This window comes from Methylobacterium goesingense (genome assembly GCF_022179225.1).
Classification (GTDB): Bacteria; Pseudomonadota; Alphaproteobacteria; order Rhizobiales; family Beijerinckiaceae; genus Methylobacterium; species Methylobacterium goesingense.
Window position 1 is genome coordinate 19,796 of sequence record NZ_BPQL01000025.1, and the last position, 17,347, is coordinate 37,142.

Sequence of the window (17,347 nt, forward strand, 5' to 3'; positions counted from 1 at the left end):
ACGCCCGGCATCCTCACGAACGACATGCGACCTCCGCGAACACGTCCGGCTTCGGGAAGGCCTCGTCGGGTACCGCGAAGCTCTTGAGGCCGGCGCCGAAGCGGTCCTGCAGGTAGGTCTCGGAGCGGGCCACCATCGCCTTGTCGGATTCGACGGCGAGCTCCAGAGTTCGGCCGGAGCGCCAGGCCACGACCTCGCCGTCCTCCACGATGGTCTCGCCGTCCTTGAGCACCAGCTTGGCGCGGGCGAACATGGCGGTGCGGTTCGGGTCGTCGCGATAGATCGCGACGTCGGCCCGGGCCCCCTCGCGCAGGTGGCCGCGATCGGCGAGGCCGAGGAGCTTGGCCGGGCCCGAACGGGTGAGCTGGGCGATTTCCGAGAAGCTGTATTCGCGCTCGATGGCGCAGAGGCCGGAGCGCTCGGCGATGACCTTGTGGAGGCCGGCGATCTCGCGGTCGCGCTTCTCCTTGTCCATCAGCAGGTGGATGATGTGCGGGTAATCCGTGAACGGGCCGCCGTTCGGGTGGTCCGTCGTCAGGATCGTGCGCTCCGGCTCCTTCGAGAGCAGCATGAGCTCGAGGCCGATGGCCCATTGCAGGGAGCTGACCGGACCGCGCGGCTTGTAGAGGAACGGCACCACGCCGCCGCCCTCCGCGTCGCCCGCGTTGACGATCCACTTCTTCGGGTTGGCGCCCTTGCGGCCGGCGAACTGGCGCAGGATGTCGAGCGAAATCGTCACGGTCTGGCCGAAGGCGACCTGGCCGACATCGTAGGTGGCGTTGGGGTGCGCCTCCATGGCTTCCGTGATCCGCTCCGCCGCCGAGCGGAAGCCGCCGGTGAGCGGGTTCTCCGGGTCGGCGACGCCGTAGCCATAGAACTGGGCATGGGCGAAGTGGATGCGCCGCCCCTCCGCCGCCTCGAGGGTCGCCACGAAGGACTCGTCGGCACCCGGAATGCCGAGGTTGTTGCAGTGGACATGCAGCGGATGCGGCACGCCGATCTCCTCCACCGCGTCGAGGAGCGCGCCCATGATCTTGCGGGTGGAAAGGCCGTAGACCGGGATCTCGTCGTCGAGGCTGAGCTTCAGCATCCCGTCCTTGAAGGCCGAGGCGCCGCCCGCGTTGATGCACTTGACGCCGAGCCCCCGCGAGGTCGCCACCGAGAGGGCGACGAGGTCGCGCACCGCCGCCTTGCCCTCGCGCGCCCGCAGGAGCTGAAGCAGATGATCGTCGTTGCCCATCACCGTGAGCGCCCCGCGGTCGAGGAGCGGGATGTCGGCGAGTTCGAGCTGGGTCGCGAGCGCGTTGGCGGGCGGCATCGCGGGTTCGACGGCGAGCGTGTAGCCCATCCGCGCGTAGTTCGCGCCGATCCAGGCGGCCGAGCCGCCCGCATGGGCGAAGGGATGGCCCTCGGGTGCGGCCTCGCTGACGTAGAGGTCGGGCAGGAGCAGGCGGCTCATCACCACGTTGCCGCCGGCGATGTGCGAATGCACCTCGACGCCGCCGGCCATGACCACGCAGCCGGTGGCGTCGATTGTGCGGTCGGGCGCCCGGTCGGAGGCACCGACCACCCGGCCGTCCTCGATCCAGACCTCGCCGACCGCGTCGCGGCCGGCCGTCGGGTCGACGACCCGGCCTCCGTGAATCCGGATCAGCATGCGGCGGCCTTCTTCAGCGTGAGGCGTTCTTGGATGGCGGTGAGGATGCCGGCCGCACTCAGCTCGGCCGTCTGGCCGGAGGCCGGCGCATAGGCGATGGCGGCGCGGCGCTCGTCCCACAGGCTCCCGCCGGCACTCTCGCCGGGTACGCCGACCGCGAAGACCACGTCGGCGACATCGCCACTGGCATCCGGGCTGCCGACGCCCACGATGGCGACGCTCGGCAGGGTTCCGAGCCAGTCGGGCCGGGGGGCGGGGAGGGAGGCGAGCCAGAGGGCGGCGTCGGCCTCGCCGGCGGCGATCTGGCGAGCGCTGTCGAAGCGCCAGGGATCGTGCTCGGGCACGTGGCGGCCGAAGCCGACGCGAGGCGCCTGACCGGTGGTCCAGGCGGCGAGCTGGAGGAGCGCGCGGCCCTGGAACGGGTCCGCGAGGCTCAGGCCGAAGAAGCGCGTGGCCTCGTTGAGGTCCTTGATAAGTCCCGTCAACATCTCGACACCGAGTTCGCCGATCTCGGCCGGGTCGTAGAGGACGACACCGTACTGCGCGGAACTCAGTCGCTTGGCGAGGTCGGCATAGGCAGCTTCCCCGGCCAGGTTGCCCTTCAGGAAGGCGCGCAGGTGCGCGATCGACACGGCGAGGCCGCCGGCCTCCACCGGGTAGGCCACGTGCCGGGTGGCGCCGTTGCGGGGGCCGCCCAGCGACAGGATCACCCGCTCCGAACCGGCGGCGCGGCCACGGGTCGCCTGCGAGCCGGCGATGTCGCCGACGATGGGACGGTCCCAGGGGACGTTGCCGACGATGAGGACCGCGTCGGCCCGGCCGATCGCCTCGGCCGGCGTCGTCGTCATCGCGCCGGTGCGGCTCAAGGGGCCGAGCTCGGCATAGAGGCTCGGGCCGGCCACGGGATCGACGGAGGCGCCGAGGGCGTCGGCGAGGTGGTAGGCCGCGCGCACCGCGCTTAACTCGGCGCAAAGGCCCGCCAGAACGGCATTGCGCGCTGAGGCGAGGAGCGTGGCGGCGGCCTCCACCGCCGCATCCGCATCCGTCGCACCACCCTTCACCCAGGCCGCCATACGTTGCACCTTGGAAAATCGAGGGCCCGGCGCGCACCGTGTTCGGCGTCGCGCGCGGCGGGACTGAGCCAGTCCATATCGTTGGGGCGGCACGTTTGCATCGCCGCCGCGTGGCAGGCAACCCCCTTGAGTCGCACCGGACGAATCAGGGCGCGATGCCGGGACGCGAGATTTGAAGGCCGCGCTTGCGGGTGGTCCGCGCTCCGTGGGACAAGCCGGCGGCGCGAGGCCGCGTGGAACGAGCGCGTCGAACGAGGACCTGTCACGATGGAAGGGATCGACGTGCTGCGGATCCCGGGGGGTCCGGGCGAGACCGCCGCCCCCGCCGGCCTCCGCGTCCACGCGCCCGCCCGCCTGCATTTCGGCTTCCTCGACCTGCATGGCGGCCTCGGCCGACGCTTCGGCAGCATCGGCCTCGCCCTCGACGCGCCCGCCGTGACCCTGACCGCCCGGCCGGCCGAGCGCCTCGACGTGACCGGGCCCGAGGCGCGCCGCGCCGCCGCCTATGCGCTCGCCGCCGCCGGGCATCTCGGCATCGCGGGCCACGCCGCCCTCACCATCGAATCGGAGATTCCGGCCCATGCGGGCTTCGGCTCAGGCACGCAGCTGGCGCTGAGCGTGGCGGCGGCCCTGGCGGGTCTCGCCGGGCGGCCCTTCGCGCCGGAGGACTTCGCCAACGCCCTCGACCGGGGCAATCGCTCGGGCGTCGGGCTGGCGGCCTTCACGCAGGGTGGCCTGATCGTCGATGGCGGACGCGATCCCGAGGGCAACCCGCCGCCGGTGATCGCCCGTCTGGCCTACCCGGAGGATTGGCGTGTGGTGCTGATCCTCGACACCGGCATGACCGGCGTCCACGGCACCCGCGAGGTCGCGGCCTTCCGCGATCTGCCGCGCTTTCCGGAGCCGCAAGCGGCCGAGATCTGCCGTATCGTGCTGATGCAGGTGCTGCCCGCCGTGGTCACCGCCGAGCCGGAGGGGTTCGGCGCCGGCATCACCCGCATCCAGCAACTGATCGGCGACCACTTCGCCCCCCACCAGGGCGGACGCTTCGCCAGCCCCGCCGTGGCCGAGGCCCTCGCCGCCGTCGCCGCGCAGGGCATTGCCGGCTACGGCCAGAGTTCCTGGGGGCCGACCGGCTTCGCCCTGGTGCCCTCGGAGGCGCAAGCCCGCGCCCTCGTCGCGAGCCTGGAACGGCCCGGCCCGCTCAGGTTCCTCATCGCGCGGGGCCGCAACACCGGCGCCTCGGTCACGGCGCTTTAAGACGCGGACCTGTAGGGAACGATCCTCGAACCGCCGCCTTCGGATCGGTTTTGACAATTCGACGCCTCGGCGCACGATCGGGCCGCGTCACAGCATGAAGGGAGACCGACGATGGCCCGCTCGATCCTGCACATGATCACGCCCCTGAAGCACATGAGCCCGTTCGACGTGAACATGGCCGTGGATGCGGGCTTCGAGACCATCGCCACCTACGCGAACGCGACGCTCGCCGACGTGACGACGCTCGTCCAGGATTCGATCTTCTCGCGCAGCCCACAGGACGGCGTGCGCACCGGGATCTTCATCGGCGGCAAGAACGCCGAGGACGCCCTCGACATGATGGACCGGGCCAAGAAGGCCCTGGTGCCGCCCTTCGCCAACCACATCTTCGCCGATCCGGCCGGCTCCTTCACCACGGGGGCGGCCATGGTCGCCGAGGTGACGCGCGCGCTGCGCACCAAGTTCGACACCGGCCTCGCGGGCAAGCGCATCGTCATCTTCGGGGGCGCCGGCGTGGTTGCCTACGTGGCCGCCGTGATCGGCGCGCTGAACGGCGCCAAGGCGGTGATCGTGGGCCATGACGGCGAGGAGCGGGTGAGCAAGATCGCCAACACCATGCGCTGGCGCTTCGGCGTGGAGGTCGAGGCGGTGGACGGCACTACCCCCGCCGCCCGCCGCGCCGCAATTGCCGAGGCCGACGTCATCCTGTCGGCCGGCCCCGCCGGGATCCCGATCCTCACGGCGGAGGATCTGGAGAGCGCCCCGAAGCTCCTCGTGGCCTCCGACGTCAACGCCGTGCCGCCCGCCGGCATCGCGGGCATCGACGTCAACGCCGTCGACGTGCCCCTGCCCACCGGCCGGGGCATCGGCATCGGCGCGCTGGCGGTGGGCAACGTGAAGTACCAGACGGAATCCCGCCTGTTCCGTCGCATGCTGGACGCCGACGAGCCGCTCTGCCTCGATTTTCGCGATGCCTACACGCTGGCGGTCGAGGTGGCGGGCTGACGCCGGGCTCCTCCCCGGACGCTCGACGAGCGATCGCGGCGCGCACATCGACCGGAACAGCCGCAACCCTCCTCATCGCCGCCCAGTCCGGGCGCGCCCTGGCGCAAGGCGCGCGCCGGGCGGGCTTGGTGCCCCTCGTGCTCGACCTCTTCGGGGATGCCGACACCCGCACCCTGGCGGAAGGTTATCGCCAGGCGGAGGGCCGGTTCGGCGCCGGACTGCTCGGGGGCGAGGCGATCCTGCGCCATCTCGACGCCCTCGCGGGCCTGTGCGCCGCGCCGCCGATCGGCCTCGTCCTCGGCAGCGGCTTCGAGGCCGCCCCCGACCTGATGCGGGCCATCGCGGAGCGCTACCGCGTCCTCGGTGCCGGCCCGGATTGCGTGGCGCGGCTCAAGGACCCCTTCGCCTTCGCGTCCCTCTGCCGGCAGCATGGCGTGCCGCACCCCGCCGTCACCCGCGAGCCCGTATCCGATCGGGCCGCCTGGCTCCTGAAGCAGGCCGGGGGGTCGGGCGGCGCGCATATCCGCGCCGCGCCCGGCGGCCCTGCGCCGAAGGGAGCCTATTTCCAGGCCCGGGTGCCGGGCCGGGCCGTGTCGCTGTCGTTTCTATCCGACGGCGCCGCGATCCGGGTCGTGGGCGTCACCGAGCAATGGAGCGCCCCGTCCCCCATGCGGCCCTTCCGCTATGCCGGCGCCCTGGAACGGGCCCGCCACGAGCCGCCGGTCCTCGCACCAGGGCTGTCGGAGGCGATCGCGACCGGGGTCGGGCGCATCGCGGCGGCCACGGGCCTGACCGGGCTCGCCAGCGCGGACTGCCTCGTGAACGGGCCGGATTGGTGGCTCACCGAGATCAACCCGCGCCCGGGCGCCACCCTCGACGTCCTCGACCGGCGCCCGACGCCCCTCATCACCCAGCATATCGCCGCGAGCCTGGGCCGCCTGCCCGATCCGGAACCCGCACCGGTGGATGCGGCGGCCGCTGAAATCTGCTACGCGGCCAGCGGCTACGCGCCGATGCCGCCGATCTCCTGGCCGGATTTCGTGCGCGACCGCCCAAGACCCGGCACCACGGTGGCGCGCCACGCGCCGCTGTGCACCCTGTTCGCCACAGGGCCGGACTCGGCCGCCACGAGAGCGATGTTGCGAAGCCGGGCCGCCGAACTGCGGACCCTGCTCGCCCTGACGGAGGGACACCCATGACCACCAGCCCGAGCGGCGCGAAATTCCCGTTCCCGAGCGTCAACGCCCTGACCGCGCCCCTGGTGGAGCGGCTGGTCGCCGATGCCGCGGCCCTGCGCCTGTCCGTGACCACCGAGAACGGCGCCCGCATGGTTGATGCCGGCGCCAACGTGCGCGGCTCCATCGAGGCCGGACGCCGCATCGCCGAGATCTGCCTCGGCGGTCTCGGCACCGTCTCGATCGCGCCCTCCGGCCCGATCGCGTCCTGGCCCTACTCGGTGATCGTGCATGCCGCCGATCCGGTCATCGCCTGCCTCGGCAGCCAGTATGCCGGCTGGTCGCTGGCCGACGAGACCGGGGATTCCGGCTTCTTCGCCCTCGGCTCCGGCCCCGGCCGCGCCGTCGCGGTGGTGGAGGACCTCTACGGCGAGCTCGGCTACAGGGATTCCGCGACCCAGACCGCCCTGGTGCTGGAGGCGGCCGGCGGCCCGCCGGCCTCCGTCATCGCCAAGGTGGCCGAGGCCACGGGCCTGGCGCCCGAGCAGCTGACCTTCATCTACGCCCCGACCCAGAGCCTCGCCGGCTCCACCCAGGTCGTCGCCCGCGTCCTCGAGGTCGCCTTGCACAAGGCCCATACCGTCGGCTTCGACCTCCACAGAATCGTCGACGGCATCGGCTCCGCCCCGCTCTCGCCGCAGCACCCGGACTTCATCCAGGCCATGGGCCGCACCAACGACGCCATCATCTACGGCGGGCGTGTGCAGCTCTTCGTCGAGGCCGACGACGCCGACGCGCAGCAGCTCGCCGAGCAGGTGCCCTCATCGAACTCTGCCGACCACGGCGCACCCTTCGCCGACATCTTCTCCCGGGTGAACGGCGACTTCTACAAGATCGACGGCGCCCTCTTCAGCCCGGCCGAGGTCATCGTCACCTCCGTCACCACCGGCAAGAGTTTTCGCGGTGGCAAACTGATGCCGGAGCTGGTGGAAGCGTCGTTCCGGTAAGAATAGCGCTCGACCCCTCCCCCAACAGACCTCAGGCTTGCCCGTGGTCTGCCTTCGAGTGCTCAAGTCGGGTAGGCCCGACTCGAGGTGGGGGAGGGTGCCTGCGGAGCAGGCGGGAGAGGGAACGACCTCTCCGGATACGGTGCTCCCCTCATCCGACTTGGCTCGCGGGCCACCTTCTCCCACGGAGGGGAGAAGGACTTCACGTCGAGGTTTGCTGAAGACCATGCGGATCGGGCTCGCGGCCGACAACGGCAACTGGCACAAGGCACGCCTGAAGGCCGCCCTCGAACAGCTCGGCGCCGAGCCGCTGCTGTTCTCGATGGCCGACGTCGCGGTGGTGACGGGGGGCCCCGAGCCCCTGCGGGTGCCCGGCTTCGCGACCCTGCCGGACGGGGTGCTCCTGCGCACCATCGCGGGCGGCACCTTCGAGGCGACCACCATGCGCCTCGGCGTGCTGCACGCCCTGGTCTCCGCCGGCACCACGGTGTGGAATTCCCCCGGCGCCATCGAGCGCTCCGTCGACAAGGCGATGACGAGCCTGCTCATCGACCGCGCCGGCCTGCCGACCCCGGAGACCTACGTGCTCTCGAAGCGCGAGGCCGCCGCCGAGATCGTGGCGCGGGAGGCCCGGCCCGGGCGTCCCCTGGTACTGAAGCCGCTCTTCGGCTCGCAAGGCGAGGGCCTCCAGCTGATCGAGCGCCCTGAAGACCTGCCCGACGAGGAGGCGGTGTCCCGGGTCTATTATCTCCAGCGCTACATCGCCCGCAGCGACGGCCTCTGGCGCGACTACCGGGTCTTCGTCTGCGAGGGCCGCGCCATCGCGGGCATGATCCGCGAGGGTGACGGCTGGATCACCAACGTCCATCGCGGGGGCCGCCCCCTGGCCTGGGCGATGCCGCCCGCCGCCGCGGAACTCGCCGAGCGGGCAGCCGCCGCGGTCGGCGTCGATTATTCCGGCATCGACCTCGTCGAGGACGGGCAGGGGGGCTACCTCGTACTCGAGGTGAACTCGATGCCGGCCTGGTCCGGGCTGCAGCAGGTCACCGAGGTCGACATCGCGCTCGCCGTCGCCCGCGGCTTCCTCAACGCGGTGCGGTCGGCCCGTCCGCCCCGTCTCGTCGCTGCGCTCGGATGAGCGCGTCCGAGGCCATCGCCGCCGCCTACCGGGCGAGCTGCCTCGATGAGCTCGACGCCCTGAAGCCCGGCAACGTCCACGCCTTCGCCGACGGCCACCGCATGGCGGTGGCGGATTTCGTGGCGAGCGCGGAGATCTCCGCCCCCCCCCTCGCAGAGTCCGGGGCGCCGGTCGGCCGGCGGGTGCTCCGGGCGGTCGAGGCGACGATGGAGCGGGTCGGCCAGAACACGAATCTGGGCATCCTGCTCCTCTGCGCCCCCCTCGCCCGGGCGGCCGAGGCGGGCCCGCCCCTGCGCCCCGCCCTCGCGGCGGTGCTCGACGGCTTCGATGCCGCCGATGCGCGGGACGTCTTCGCGGCGATCCGCCGGGCCAATCCGGGCGGCCTCGGCCGGGCCGAGCGCCACGACGTCACCGATCCGGCGGCCCCCGTGTCGCTCCGGGCCGCCATGGCGGAGGCCGCCCCGCGCGATGCCATCGCGCGGGCCTACGTCACCGGATTCGCCGACCTGTTCGCTATCGGCCTGCCGGCCCTGGCGGCAGCCCGGGCACGGGGCCTGGCGCCGCCCTGGTGCACCACCGCCCTCTACCTCGCCTATCTCGCCCGGGTGCCGGACAGCCACGTGGCCCGCAAGCACGGCGCCGAGCGGGCGGAGGCCCTGCGCACCGAGGCGGAGGCGCTGCTCGCCCTCGACCTCGCCGCCGCGCCCGTGGACGTCCTGCTAGACCGAGACCGGGCCTGGAAGGCGGCCCGACTCAACCCCGGCACCAGCGCGGACTTCACGGTGGCCACCCTGTTCCTCGCGCGCCTGCTCGAGGCCGGGGCCTGAAACGCCCCTTCGGCCCTGGTTCCGCGGACTCAAACGAAGGTTCCGGCCGGCAATGAATAAATTGCCAGGCCGTACGCTCCGCGCAGGGTTGTTCCCGGCAAGGCCCCAGAGTAGGGTCCGCGCCGCGATCCGGGCTAACCGGTCCGGTCCCTCGATGGACTGGACGCCGTGAACAAGGATAGCTGCCGGCCGCGCCTGAAGCTCGGGGCGGTCACGTCTTTTCAAGACTCTGGGAGAAACCCCACATGGCGAAGATCAACAAGGTTCTGGTCGGCGAAGCCCTCGTCGGCGATGGCAACGAGGTCGCCCACATCGATCTCATCATCGGACCGCGCGGTTCGCCGGCCGAAGCCGCTTTCTGCAACGGCCTCGTGAACAACAAGCACGGCTTCACCAGCCTGCTCGCGGTCATCGCGCCGAACCTGCCCTGCAAGCCGAACACCCTGATGTTCAACAAGGTCACCATCAACGACGCCCGTCAGGCCGTCCAGATGTTCGGCCCTGCCCAGCACGGTGTCGCCAAGGCCGTGCAGGATTGCGTGGCTGAGGGCACGATCCCCGCCGACGAGGCCGACGACCTGTTCATCCTGGTCGGCGTGTTCATCCACTGGGAAGCGGCCGACGACGCCAAGATCCAGAAGTACAACTACGACGCCGTGAAGCTCTCCATCGAGCGCGCCGTCAAGGGCGAGCCCACCGCCGCCGTCGTCACCGAGCAGCGCAACTCCGCCTCGCACCCCTTCGCGTCGAACGCTTAGATCGGGGACAGTCCTGGGCAGAGCGCGCCTCCGCCCGCACCGCGGGGCCTGCTCCAGCGACTGGCTTCCATCTTCCTCGGACGATGAACTCGATACGGGGCGGCCTTCGGGCCGCCCCTCTTTTTTGCGCATCCCCTCAGCCGTCCAGGGCCCCGTCATGGATGGCCGAGGCCACGAGGGCGCCAGCCACGCCCAGGCGCCGCAGGTCTGCGATGTCCGCCGGTCCCCGCACTCCGCCCGCCGCATAGAGGCGCGTCGCCGGGCTTGAGGACGCCACTGCCGCCAGGCGATCGAGGTCCGGCCCGGCCCCGACGCCGATCCGCCCCAGCGTCATCACGATGACGTCGCGCGGCCAGTGGGCCGGCGTCTCGTGCAACGCGGCGGGTCCGAGCCGCTCGCCGTCCCGCGTGTCGAGGGAGAACACCGCCCGGTCCCCTAGGGCGCGCACCAGGCCGGCATCCACCTGACTCTCGCTGCCGATCACAGGCCGCCCGAGCCCGGCCTCGAGGAAGGCCTCGACCCCGGCCGCGTCGGCGAATCCCGCATCGACCCAGAGGGTGGTGCCGGGGCAGGCCTCCGCGATGGCGTCAAGGCTCGCCCGGTCGGGCGCGGCGCCGTCGATGATCGCGTCGAGGTCGGCCACGTAGAGAATCCGGGCCGGTACGGCGCTGAGGAGCCCACGGGCCACGTCCGCCGGTGCCGATCCCTTTGCCAAGGGCGTGACGATCGGGGCATAGGAGGCGCGGTCCCCGGCCCGGGCCCGCACCACGGCTCCGTGGCGCAGGTCGATCACCGGGATGATCTCGAATTCGTCCGCCATTCAGCTTCCTCCCACGTTCAGGCCCGCCCGTGACAGCGCCATCTGGATCTCCTGACTCTGGATACCCTGCCGCATCCCCTGACACGCCGGTGATCGGCTGGGATCTCGGCGGGGTCCATGTCAAGGCGGCCCTGGTCCGCGACGGCCGCGTGGCCGCCGTGGTCCAGGCGCCGTGCCGCCTCTGGCGTGGGCTTCCCGCGCTGGACGAGACCCTGGCGCAGCTGCCCGACTGGGCACGCGGGACGGCCGACCACGTCGTCACCATGACGGGGGAACTCACCGACTGCTTTGCCGGCCGCACCGACGGCGTGCGGCAGATCTCCGCCTGGGCCACGGCGAATCTCGCCGGCCGGGTGCGGATCTATGGCGGCCGTTCCGGCCTCCTCGCGCCCGAAGCGGCTGCGGCGCACGCCGCCGACATCGCCTCGGCGAACTGGCACGCCACCGCCGCCCTGATCGGCCGCCACGTCGCCGACGGGCTCCTCGTCGATATCGGCTCCACCACGGCCGACCTCATCCCCATCGCGACCGGCGCACCGGTGGCGGCCGGCTACAGCGACGCCGAGCGCCTGGAGACCGGGGAGCTCGTCTATACGGGCGTGGTGCGCTCGCACCTCGTGGCGCTCGCCGACCACGCCCCGTTCCGGGGCCGGCGCACGGGGCTGATGGCCGAGACCTTCGCCACGGCGGCCGACATCCACCGCATCCTCGGCGATCTGCCGGAGGGCGCGGACCAGCAGCACAGCGTCGACCTCAAGGGCAAGTCGATCCCCGAGAGCGAGACCCGCCTCGCCCGCATCATCGGCCGCGACCGCGACGAGGGCAGCGCCGCCGAGTGGCACGCCCTGGCGGCGCATTTCGCCGAGCGCCAGCTCCGGCTGCTGCACGATGCGGCGGCCCTGGTGCTCTCGCGCCGGCCCCTGCCGGAGGACGCGCCCGTGGTGGTGTGCGGCGCCGGCCGCTTCCTGGCCGAGCGCCTGGCCGCCCGCCTCGGCCGGCCAGCCCTCGCCCTCACGGACCTCCTCGCGGGCCACATCGCCGAGGACGGGGCCGACTGGGCCTCCACCTGCGGCCCCGCCGTCGCGGTGGCGCTCTTGGCCGCAGATCCATCCTGAAATCTTACAGAGAGGCCCCGCGCATGAGCTCGCCGCAGAAACTCGCCCGCATCCTCGCCACCCGCTCCGGCGGCGGCATCGAGCTGGCAATCGCCACCGAGTCCGGCCAGACCCTACGGGTGCTGGCAACGCAGGACCAGATCGACATGCTGGTGGACGAGTTGGAGGATATCCTGAACTCGCCGGAGGAGCCCGACGCTCCGGAGCCGCCCGCGGCGGCTTGAGGCCTGCGTCCTACCGCAGGAAATCCCCGAAGGCCCGGGGGCCGTCCGGAACCTTGATCTCGTTCGTCACCTTGAGCGTGGTCGCGTCGATCACGCTCAAGGTGTTCGAGCCCCAGTTCGCCACCGTGAGGGTGCGGCCGTCGCGGGAGGCGGCGATGCCCTCCGGGTGGTCGCCGACCTCGATCGCCGCGACGTTGGTGAGGGTCTTCAGGTTGAACACCGTCACGGTGCCCGAGTACTGGTCTGTGACGAAGCCGCGCGGGCCGGCCAGAGCCACCACGTAGGGGCGCTCCCCCGTGGTCACCCGGCCGATCTCGTGCCGGCCGGGCACGTCGATCACCGAAACGTCGTTCGAGGTCACGTTAGCGGTGTAGGCGCGGGTGCCCTCGGCATCCAGGGTGATGCCGAACGGATGCCGGCCGACCGGTATCTTCTGCGTCTCGGTCGCGCTCGCCACGTCCACCACCGAGACCGAGTCGCCTTCCCGGTTGGCCACCAGCAGGGTGGCGCCGTCGGGGGTCACGGCGATGCCGGAGGGCGAGGCGCCGACCTGGATCTCGGTGTCGAGGCGCGCGCCATCGGGCGAGACCACGAAGATGCGGCTGCCGTACCAGTCGGCCACGTAGACCGCGCCGGATTTCGGGTTGACCGCGATGCCCAGCGGCCCACCGGGCAGCGCCAGGGTACCGGTGACCGTACGGGTGGCGAGGTCGACCACGGCGAGGCCCGGCCCCTCGGGGCGGGTGACGAAGGCGGTCAGGCGGTCAGGCGAAAGGGCGATGCCGGCGGGCGCGCCATCGATCGGCACCTGCGCGGCCACCGTGCCGGCCTCGAGGTCGACGATCGCCAGGGTGTTGGCGCCCTGCGCGGTGACGAGGGCTTCGTCGGCTTGGGCCGACACCGGGACGCAGAGCAGCGTCAGCCCCAGGAGGAGAGGGCCGGCGAAACGCCGGCCCGTCCCCGTTCTCAGGTGGCGAGCGATCAAGAACCGCTCTTCTCGATCTTGGCCTTCAGGGCGTCGAGGCCCGTGCGGTAGAGGCCGCGCACGGCCTTCTGCGAGGCCTCGTCGTTCAGCTCGGGCGGCGGATCGTTGTTCATGTAGCCGCGGTAGAAGGCGCCGTCCCAGGCGACCTTGGACTTGCCGCCGCCGGCATCCTCGACCTTGATCGTGGAAGAGTAGTCGTTCACCGGCAGGGTCTTCACGTCGACCTTGGTGATCCGGTACGAGTAGCTCATCTTCTCGGCGGAGTACTTGTACAGCTCCTCGTCCACCGTGGCGCCGCCCTTGAGCGTCAGCGTGCGGGTGGCCTTGACCTCGTTGCCGCCCTTGCCGTCGGTCTTCTCCACCGGGGGCAGCCAGCTCATGTCCTGGAAGTTGCCGATCACGGCCCAGACCTTGTCCGGGGCCGCGTTGATCTCGACGGTCTCCTCGACCTTCTTGCGGGTCGGGCCATGCGCCTGAGCGCCGAACGAGACCAAGGCGAAGGCCGCCACGGTCGTCAGGGTAAGAAACTTCATCGGGTCTTCGTCTCCTCGGGAATGCACATTCTACGGTGCTGGGGGGGAAGCTTCGAGGATGCGGTCGTCGCGGCCGAGGGCCGCGGCGACCTTGTCCTCGATCCAGTCCCAGGCCTCGCGCTCGGCGGGCCCGGCGGTCTTGGCGATCGCGATGGCGTGATAGCGCATCTCGGTCAGGATCTTGTCGGGCTCCAGCATGTGCAGGCGGGTGGAGAGGATCGCCGCCTCTAGCACCGCCGCCTGCGCCCGGTTGTAGCCGATGAAAGGGATGTGCGCCGCCGCGTGGACCATCCGTCCCCGGTAGCGGGGCCGGACGGGATCGTCCTCGATCGCCGCGACCTCGAACTCGGCATGGCCGAAGCTCTCGGCGAGGCGTCGCCCGGCGATCCGCTCGCAGGGCAGGGTCGCCCAGTCGCGCCGCCCGGTGACGGCGCCGGCGATCACCCGCACGTCGCTGGGGCTGGAGGCGGCGAAGACCGGGTTGTCGGCGAGGTTGAGGATGGTGGGGGAGGGCCGGAACGGCGCCAGGATCCAGTCCGCACCGTCCTGGATCAGTCCGAACGGCACGAGGTGCAGCGCCCCGTCGCGGGCGGTGGTGGTAACGACGGTCTCGAGGATCAGCGGCACGGGATCAGGCCTTCCCTGCGGAGGCGGACCGGTCCGCCGGGGCGGGTTCGTCGGGGACGAACTTGCCGCAGACGATGCGGCCGCCCCCCTCGGCGGGGATCTCCGAAATCGCATCGGCCGCACGGGTCTCGCCCGGTCCCGTCGTCTTGGGCGGGGCCGCGCCGGCCTCGGGCGGTATCGCGTCGCGGGCCGCGATCTCGGCGGCGGCGGGGCCGGAATGCTTCGTGTGCCCTGCCTTCTTGAAGGCGGTGGTGTCCTCCGCCTCGTCATCGGCGGCCGCGCCCCAGACCAGAGCCTCGTCCTGCACGTAGCGCTTGCCGAGGCGCCAGGCGGTCTCGGCCTTGGTCAACTCGCCGCCGAGATAGAAGGCATGGGCACCATCGCTCGCCACGTTGCCGGTCCTCTGGAGGTCGGAAAAGAAGGCCATCGCGTCTGTGCCGATCGCGTGGAGGTCGCGGTTGAAGAGGTGGATACCGTCCTCGGCCACCGCGATGCGGTAGTTCGGGTCCTTCACCTCGGCCGCCTGGGCCGCGATCTCGTCCGGGGTCTGCACATAGGGCCGCTTGTCGTGGAGGGCCAGCAGGGCGCGGCCATAGCCCTTGGGCAGGGCGGAATCGGCGCGGGCCGCGAACATCACCCGGCGGGCGGCGTCGTGCTCCTCCACCGTCCGGCGGGTGTGGTTCGAGACCTGGACGATCAGCACGTTGCGGATGGCGAGTTCCGAGCACATGCCCACCAGCAGGGCGGTGACGCCGAGGCTGTCGGCCTCGGTGAGCTCGGTGAGGTTGCCGGTGCCCATCATCATCTCGATGCCGGGCCAGCGCTTGCGCGTCTCGTGGTAGCGGGTGATCGATTCCACGAAGCCGAAATGGATCGGCTCGAGGATCGGATCGGCCATGTAGGGCCGACCCGCCTTTTCCATCCGCTCGATGGCGCGGTCGAGGGAGGGCAGGTCGTCGGGGCGCACCGGCACCAGCACCGGCACGGCATCGGTCTCGAAGGCCAGATCGAGGGTCTGCTCGTTGAGGCTCAGCAAAAAATCGGCCCCCGCCCGGGCGCCGCGGGTCAGTTCGTCGAGGGAGAAGGAATCGACGCTGACCTTGAGCCCGGCGGCCTTCAGGAGGCGCACGCAGTCCTCGAGATGTGGGAAATCGGTGTCCGGCAGGCCGCCGAGGTCGATCACGTCCGCGCCGCGCCGGGCGAGGTCGAGGCCCTTGGCCAGGATCTGGTCGGGCGTCATCTTCGAGGCGTCGACGATCTCGGAGAAGATGCGCAGGTCGTGGCGCGAGAGATCGACCGTGCGGCCGGCGAGGCCGAGATAGGACGGCAGGTCGACGATCTCGTCGGGACCGCGCTCCACCGGCAGGCCGAAATGCGCAGCCAGGGCCTCCGGGTTGGCGCGACACCGCCCGGGCAGGACGATGCGGGTGGCGCCTTGCGGAATCGTCACCCGGCGCCGGATGATCTCCTCCGTCATCAGGGCGGCGACCTTCACGCCGGCATCCGCGATGCTCCAAACGTAGCGCTCCGGCGGCAGGGTGGCGGCGACCTTCTCCAGGCGCGCCTTGGCCATGCGGCCCGTGATGAAGACCAGATGCTCGGGCGCGCTCATGCGGCGGCCCGCGCGGAATCGAGGCCGGGCGGATAAGCGGCGCCGGGACCGAGGATCTCGATGTGGCCGGCATAGCGCGCCGCGAAGGCCGGGAAGGCCGCGTCGACGAGGCCGCTCCGGGCGAGATCCGCCCAGTCCGTCCCCGCCGGCCGGTCGGCGGACTTCACCAGGCAGCAACGCGGCGCGCCGATCGCGGCGGCGAGCCAGAGGGCGAGGCTGTCCGAGGTGACGTCCCAGGTCTCGGGGATGTCGGGGTGGCCGTCCCTCAGGGCGACGGGGTCCCAGACCGGGACCTGCCCGGCTGCGAGCAGCGCCGCGATGGCCCCCGGATCACGGGCCGGGACGAGCCGGGGCTCGAGGTCCGACAGAATCGCGGCCATCCGGCCCATGGCGTCGAGGGCGAGGCGGTGGGCGAGGGCGTCGGAGAAGCCGAGGGCGGCCTGGGCCGTCCGCACCGCCTCGGCGAGGGGTCCGCCGCCGGGAACGAGGACGCAGGGGCCCTCGGCGCCCCCGGCGAGGCGCGCGAGGCAGGCCCGCAGCCGGGGCGCATCGGCGACGAGGCTGCCGCCGAGCTTCACCACGGTTGCGGCGACCGGATGGTGCATCATGCGGCGTCCCGCCGGGCCGAGGCCCGGATCAGGCGCACGGCCTCGGCGACCCGGGCGGAATCGAGGCCCTGGCGACGGTCGCCGGCCGCGCAGAGGCCACCACGGAAGCCGAGAAAGTGTGGGCCGAGGGGCGCGAGTTCGGCGATGTCGGCGAGCGCCAGGGAGCCGGCGAGGCCCGAGACCAGGCCGTGGTCGCGGCAGGCGCGGGTGAAGGCAGCCAGCACCGGCCGGGACAGGTGGTCGCCGAGGCGGCGCCCGTCCTTGCCGGCGGTGTCGATCATGGCGCCGAGGAAGCCGGCCCGGCGCAGGCGCGGCACGTGGCCGGCTGCCGCGCCGTCCTCCGCGAACAGCACCGCGATCAAGCGGCCGGAGGCGGCGGCCGCGGCCCGGGCGAGGTCATCCTCGGACCAATCGCCGCGCACCGCCACCTTCACAAGGTCGACGCCGGTCGCCGCCATGGCGGTGATGGCGGGAACCAGGGCCGCCCGGTCCGGCTCGCCCGCCACGGCGCTCGTTAGGGTCCGCGCATCCACGAGCGCCACGATGGCGCGGACAGTCCCGGCGGGGAGGGCGCCCAGCGCGCCGCGATCGGGATCCTTGGCATCGACGAGGTCGGCGCCCGCGCGGGCGGCGAGGGCCGCCTCGTCCGCGTCCCGCACGCTCACGAGAAGCCGGGGGACCGTGGAATCGACGGCGAAGGACCGGAGATCGACGGGTGGGGACACGCGGGGCAGGGACATCAGCGCGGGTTTCGGTTGCTCGGGGCCTCGGGGGAGACCATCGACGACGCCCGGGTCGGGAAGCGCCGCGCCCGTGATGGCGCGGCCGGGGCAAATTCGGCCTGAGGCGGAGGCGGTCGGCCTGAACGCGGGCCTAGCGCATGGGCGGGGATAAGGGAAACCCCCGCCCGGAGAAACGCCGGC

At 72.1% G+C, this 17,347-nt stretch carries 18 protein-coding genes; 9 read left to right on the forward strand and 9 right to left on the reverse strand.

Features of this window, described 5'->3' with window-relative positions:
* Positions 1–13: 13 nt before the first annotated feature.
* Both MFF30_RS05960 and MFF30_RS05965 read right to left on the reverse strand, forming a co-directional pair.
* On the reverse strand, positions 14–1,657 hold the full coding sequence (locus MFF30_RS05960; RefSeq protein ID WP_238277776.1) for a formylmethanofuran dehydrogenase subunit A: 1,644 nt from the start codon (positions 1,655–1,657) through the stop codon (positions 14–16).
* On the reverse strand, positions 1,651–2,730 hold the full coding sequence (locus tag MFF30_RS05965; protein WP_238277778.1) for a molybdopterin-binding domain-containing protein: 1,080 nt from the start codon (positions 2,728–2,730) through the stop codon (positions 1,651–1,653). Before MFF30_RS05965 ends, MFF30_RS05960 begins: the two co-directional genes overlap by 7 nt.
* Positions 2,731–2,997: 267 nt before the next feature.
* Between MFF30_RS05965 and MFF30_RS05970 the strand changes: the two genes are divergently transcribed.
* The 7 genes from MFF30_RS05970 (at position 2,998) to fae (ending at position 9,900) form a co-directional block, all read left to right on the forward strand.
* The gene (locus MFF30_RS05970; RefSeq protein ID WP_238277780.1) at positions 2,998–3,990 is read left to right on the forward strand and encodes a beta-ribofuranosylaminobenzene 5'-phosphate synthase family protein; all 993 of its coding nucleotides are present in this window, start codon (positions 2,998–3,000) and stop codon (positions 3,988–3,990) included.
* Between the two features lie 111 nt (positions 3,991–4,101).
* Positions 4,102–4,995 carry an NAD(P)-dependent methylenetetrahydromethanopterin dehydrogenase gene (locus MFF30_RS05975; protein ID WP_238277781.1) on the forward strand — a complete coding sequence of 298 codons (894 nt, stop codon included), beginning with the start codon at positions 4,102–4,104 and terminating at the stop codon, positions 4,993–4,995.
* Between the two features lie 137 nt (positions 4,996–5,132).
* On the forward strand, positions 5,133–6,194 hold the full coding sequence (locus MFF30_RS05980; RefSeq protein WP_306424561.1) for an ATP-grasp domain-containing protein: 1,062 nt from the start codon (positions 5,133–5,135) through the stop codon (positions 6,192–6,194).
* Complete coding sequence (gene mch, locus MFF30_RS05985) at positions 6,191–7,177, forward strand: methenyltetrahydromethanopterin cyclohydrolase (RefSeq protein ID WP_238277785.1); 987 nt, start codon at positions 6,191–6,193, stop codon at positions 7,175–7,177. The genes MFF30_RS05980 and mch overlap by 4 nt, the downstream gene beginning before the upstream one ends.
* Positions 7,178–7,403: 226 nt before the next feature.
* The gene (locus tag MFF30_RS05990; protein WP_238277896.1) at positions 7,404–8,315 is read left to right on the forward strand and encodes an ATP-grasp domain-containing protein; all 912 of its coding nucleotides are present in this window, start codon (positions 7,404–7,406) and stop codon (positions 8,313–8,315) included.
* Positions 8,312–9,142: a triphosphoribosyl-dephospho-CoA synthase gene (locus MFF30_RS05995; RefSeq protein WP_238277787.1), complete on the forward strand. Its 831-nt coding sequence runs from the start codon at positions 8,312–8,314 to the stop codon at positions 9,140–9,142. Before MFF30_RS05990 ends, MFF30_RS05995 begins: the two co-directional genes overlap by 4 nt.
* 245 nt (positions 9,143–9,387) lie before the next feature.
* Complete coding sequence (gene fae, locus MFF30_RS06000) at positions 9,388–9,900, forward strand: formaldehyde-activating enzyme (RefSeq protein ID WP_056220318.1); 513 nt, start codon at positions 9,388–9,390, stop codon at positions 9,898–9,900.
* A 136-nt stretch (positions 9,901–10,036) separates the two neighbouring features.
* Here fae and MFF30_RS06005 read toward each other — a convergent pair whose 3' ends face one another.
* Positions 10,037–10,720, reverse strand: a complete 684-nt coding sequence (locus tag MFF30_RS06005) for a HisA/HisF-related TIM barrel protein (RefSeq protein WP_238277789.1) — start codon at positions 10,718–10,720, stop codon at positions 10,037–10,039.
* An 89-nt stretch (positions 10,721–10,809) separates the two neighbouring features.
* On the opposite strand from MFF30_RS06005, the gene MFF30_RS06010 reads away from it, so the two are divergent.
* Positions 10,810–11,835, forward strand: a complete 1,026-nt coding sequence (locus MFF30_RS06010) for a hydantoinase/oxoprolinase family protein (protein ID WP_238277791.1) — start codon at positions 10,810–10,812, stop codon at positions 11,833–11,835.
* 23 nt (positions 11,836–11,858) lie between these two features.
* Complete coding sequence (locus MFF30_RS06015; RefSeq protein ID WP_238277793.1) at positions 11,859–12,059, forward strand: hypothetical protein; 201 nt, start codon at positions 11,859–11,861, stop codon at positions 12,057–12,059.
* A 10-nt stretch (positions 12,060–12,069) separates the two neighbouring features.
* Here the strand turns inward: MFF30_RS06015 and MFF30_RS06020 are convergent, their stop codons facing one another.
* Genes MFF30_RS06020 through MFF30_RS06045 form a run of 6 tightly spaced genes read right to left on the reverse strand, consistent with a single transcriptional unit; the run spans position 12,070 to position 17,164 of the window.
* Positions 12,070–13,044: a beta-propeller fold lactonase family protein gene (locus tag MFF30_RS06020; protein ID WP_373320850.1), complete on the reverse strand. Its 975-nt coding sequence runs from the start codon at positions 13,042–13,044 to the stop codon at positions 12,070–12,072.
* Positions 13,041–13,577, reverse strand: a complete 537-nt coding sequence (locus MFF30_RS06025; protein ID WP_238277795.1) for an SRPBCC family protein — start codon at positions 13,575–13,577, stop codon at positions 13,041–13,043. Before MFF30_RS06025 ends, MFF30_RS06020 begins: the two co-directional genes overlap by 4 nt.
* 30 nt (positions 13,578–13,607) lie before the next feature.
* Entirely contained in the window at positions 13,608–14,204 is a 597-nt protein-coding gene (locus tag MFF30_RS06030; RefSeq protein ID WP_238277797.1) for a DUF447 domain-containing protein, read from the reverse strand.
* 4 nt (positions 14,205–14,208) lie between these two features.
* Positions 14,209–15,816, reverse strand: a complete 1,608-nt coding sequence (locus MFF30_RS06035) for a DUF6513 domain-containing protein (RefSeq protein ID WP_238277800.1) — start codon at positions 15,814–15,816, stop codon at positions 14,209–14,211.
* Complete coding sequence (locus MFF30_RS06040; RefSeq protein ID WP_373320851.1) at positions 15,813–16,424, reverse strand: amino acid kinase family protein; 612 nt, start codon at positions 16,422–16,424, stop codon at positions 15,813–15,815. Before MFF30_RS06040 ends, MFF30_RS06035 begins: the two co-directional genes overlap by 4 nt.
* Positions 16,421–17,164 (reverse strand): (5-formylfuran-3-yl)methyl phosphate synthase, encoded by a 744-nt coding sequence (locus MFF30_RS06045; RefSeq protein ID WP_238277802.1) that lies wholly within the window; start codon positions 17,162–17,164, stop codon positions 16,421–16,423. The genes MFF30_RS06040 and MFF30_RS06045 overlap by 4 nt, the downstream gene beginning before the upstream one ends.
* Positions 17,165–17,347 lie beyond the last annotated feature (183 nt).

What these genes read in the sequence shown, in the direction of transcription:
- MFF30_RS05960 (WP_238277776.1), bottom strand. Translation starts at nt 1,657, where the DNA reads ATGCTGATCCGGATTCACGGAGGCCGGGTCGTCGACCCGACGGCCGGC.
- MFF30_RS06025 (WP_238277795.1), bottom strand. Translation starts at nt 13,577, where the DNA reads ATGAAGTTTCTTACCCTGACGACCGTGGCGGCCTTCGCCTTGGTCTCG.
- MFF30_RS05975 (WP_238277781.1), top strand. Translation starts at nt 4,102, where the DNA reads ATGGCCCGCTCGATCCTGCACATGATCACGCCCCTGAAGCACATGAGC.
- MFF30_RS05995 (WP_238277787.1), top strand. Translation starts at nt 8,312, where the DNA reads ATGAGCGCGTCCGAGGCCATCGCCGCCGCCTACCGGGCGAGCTGCCTC.
- mch (WP_238277785.1), top strand. Translation starts at nt 6,191, where the DNA reads ATGACCACCAGCCCGAGCGGCGCGAAATTCCCGTTCCCGAGCGTCAAC.
- MFF30_RS06040 (WP_373320851.1), bottom strand. Translation starts at nt 16,424, where the DNA reads ATGATGCACCATCCGGTCGCCGCAACCGTGGTGAAGCTCGGCGGCAGC.
- MFF30_RS06015 (WP_238277793.1), top strand. Translation starts at nt 11,859, where the DNA reads ATGAGCTCGCCGCAGAAACTCGCCCGCATCCTCGCCACCCGCTCCGGC.
- MFF30_RS06035 (WP_238277800.1), bottom strand. Translation starts at nt 15,816, where the DNA reads ATGAGCGCGCCCGAGCATCTGGTCTTCATCACGGGCCGCATGGCCAAG.
- MFF30_RS05970 (WP_238277780.1), top strand. Translation starts at nt 2,998, where the DNA reads ATGGAAGGGATCGACGTGCTGCGGATCCCGGGGGGTCCGGGCGAGACC.
- MFF30_RS06005 (WP_238277789.1), bottom strand. Translation starts at nt 10,720, where the DNA reads ATGGCGGACGAATTCGAGATCATCCCGGTGATCGACCTGCGCCACGGA.
- fae (WP_056220318.1), top strand. Translation starts at nt 9,388, where the DNA reads ATGGCGAAGATCAACAAGGTTCTGGTCGGCGAAGCCCTCGTCGGCGAT.
- MFF30_RS05990 (WP_238277896.1), top strand. Translation starts at nt 7,404, where the DNA reads ATGCGGATCGGGCTCGCGGCCGACAACGGCAACTGGCACAAGGCACGC.
- MFF30_RS05965 (WP_238277778.1), bottom strand. Translation starts at nt 2,730, where the DNA reads ATGGCGGCCTGGGTGAAGGGTGGTGCGACGGATGCGGATGCGGCGGTG.
- MFF30_RS06045 (WP_238277802.1), bottom strand. Translation starts at nt 17,164, where the DNA reads ATGTCCCTGCCCCGCGTGTCCCCACCCGTCGATCTCCGGTCCTTCGCC.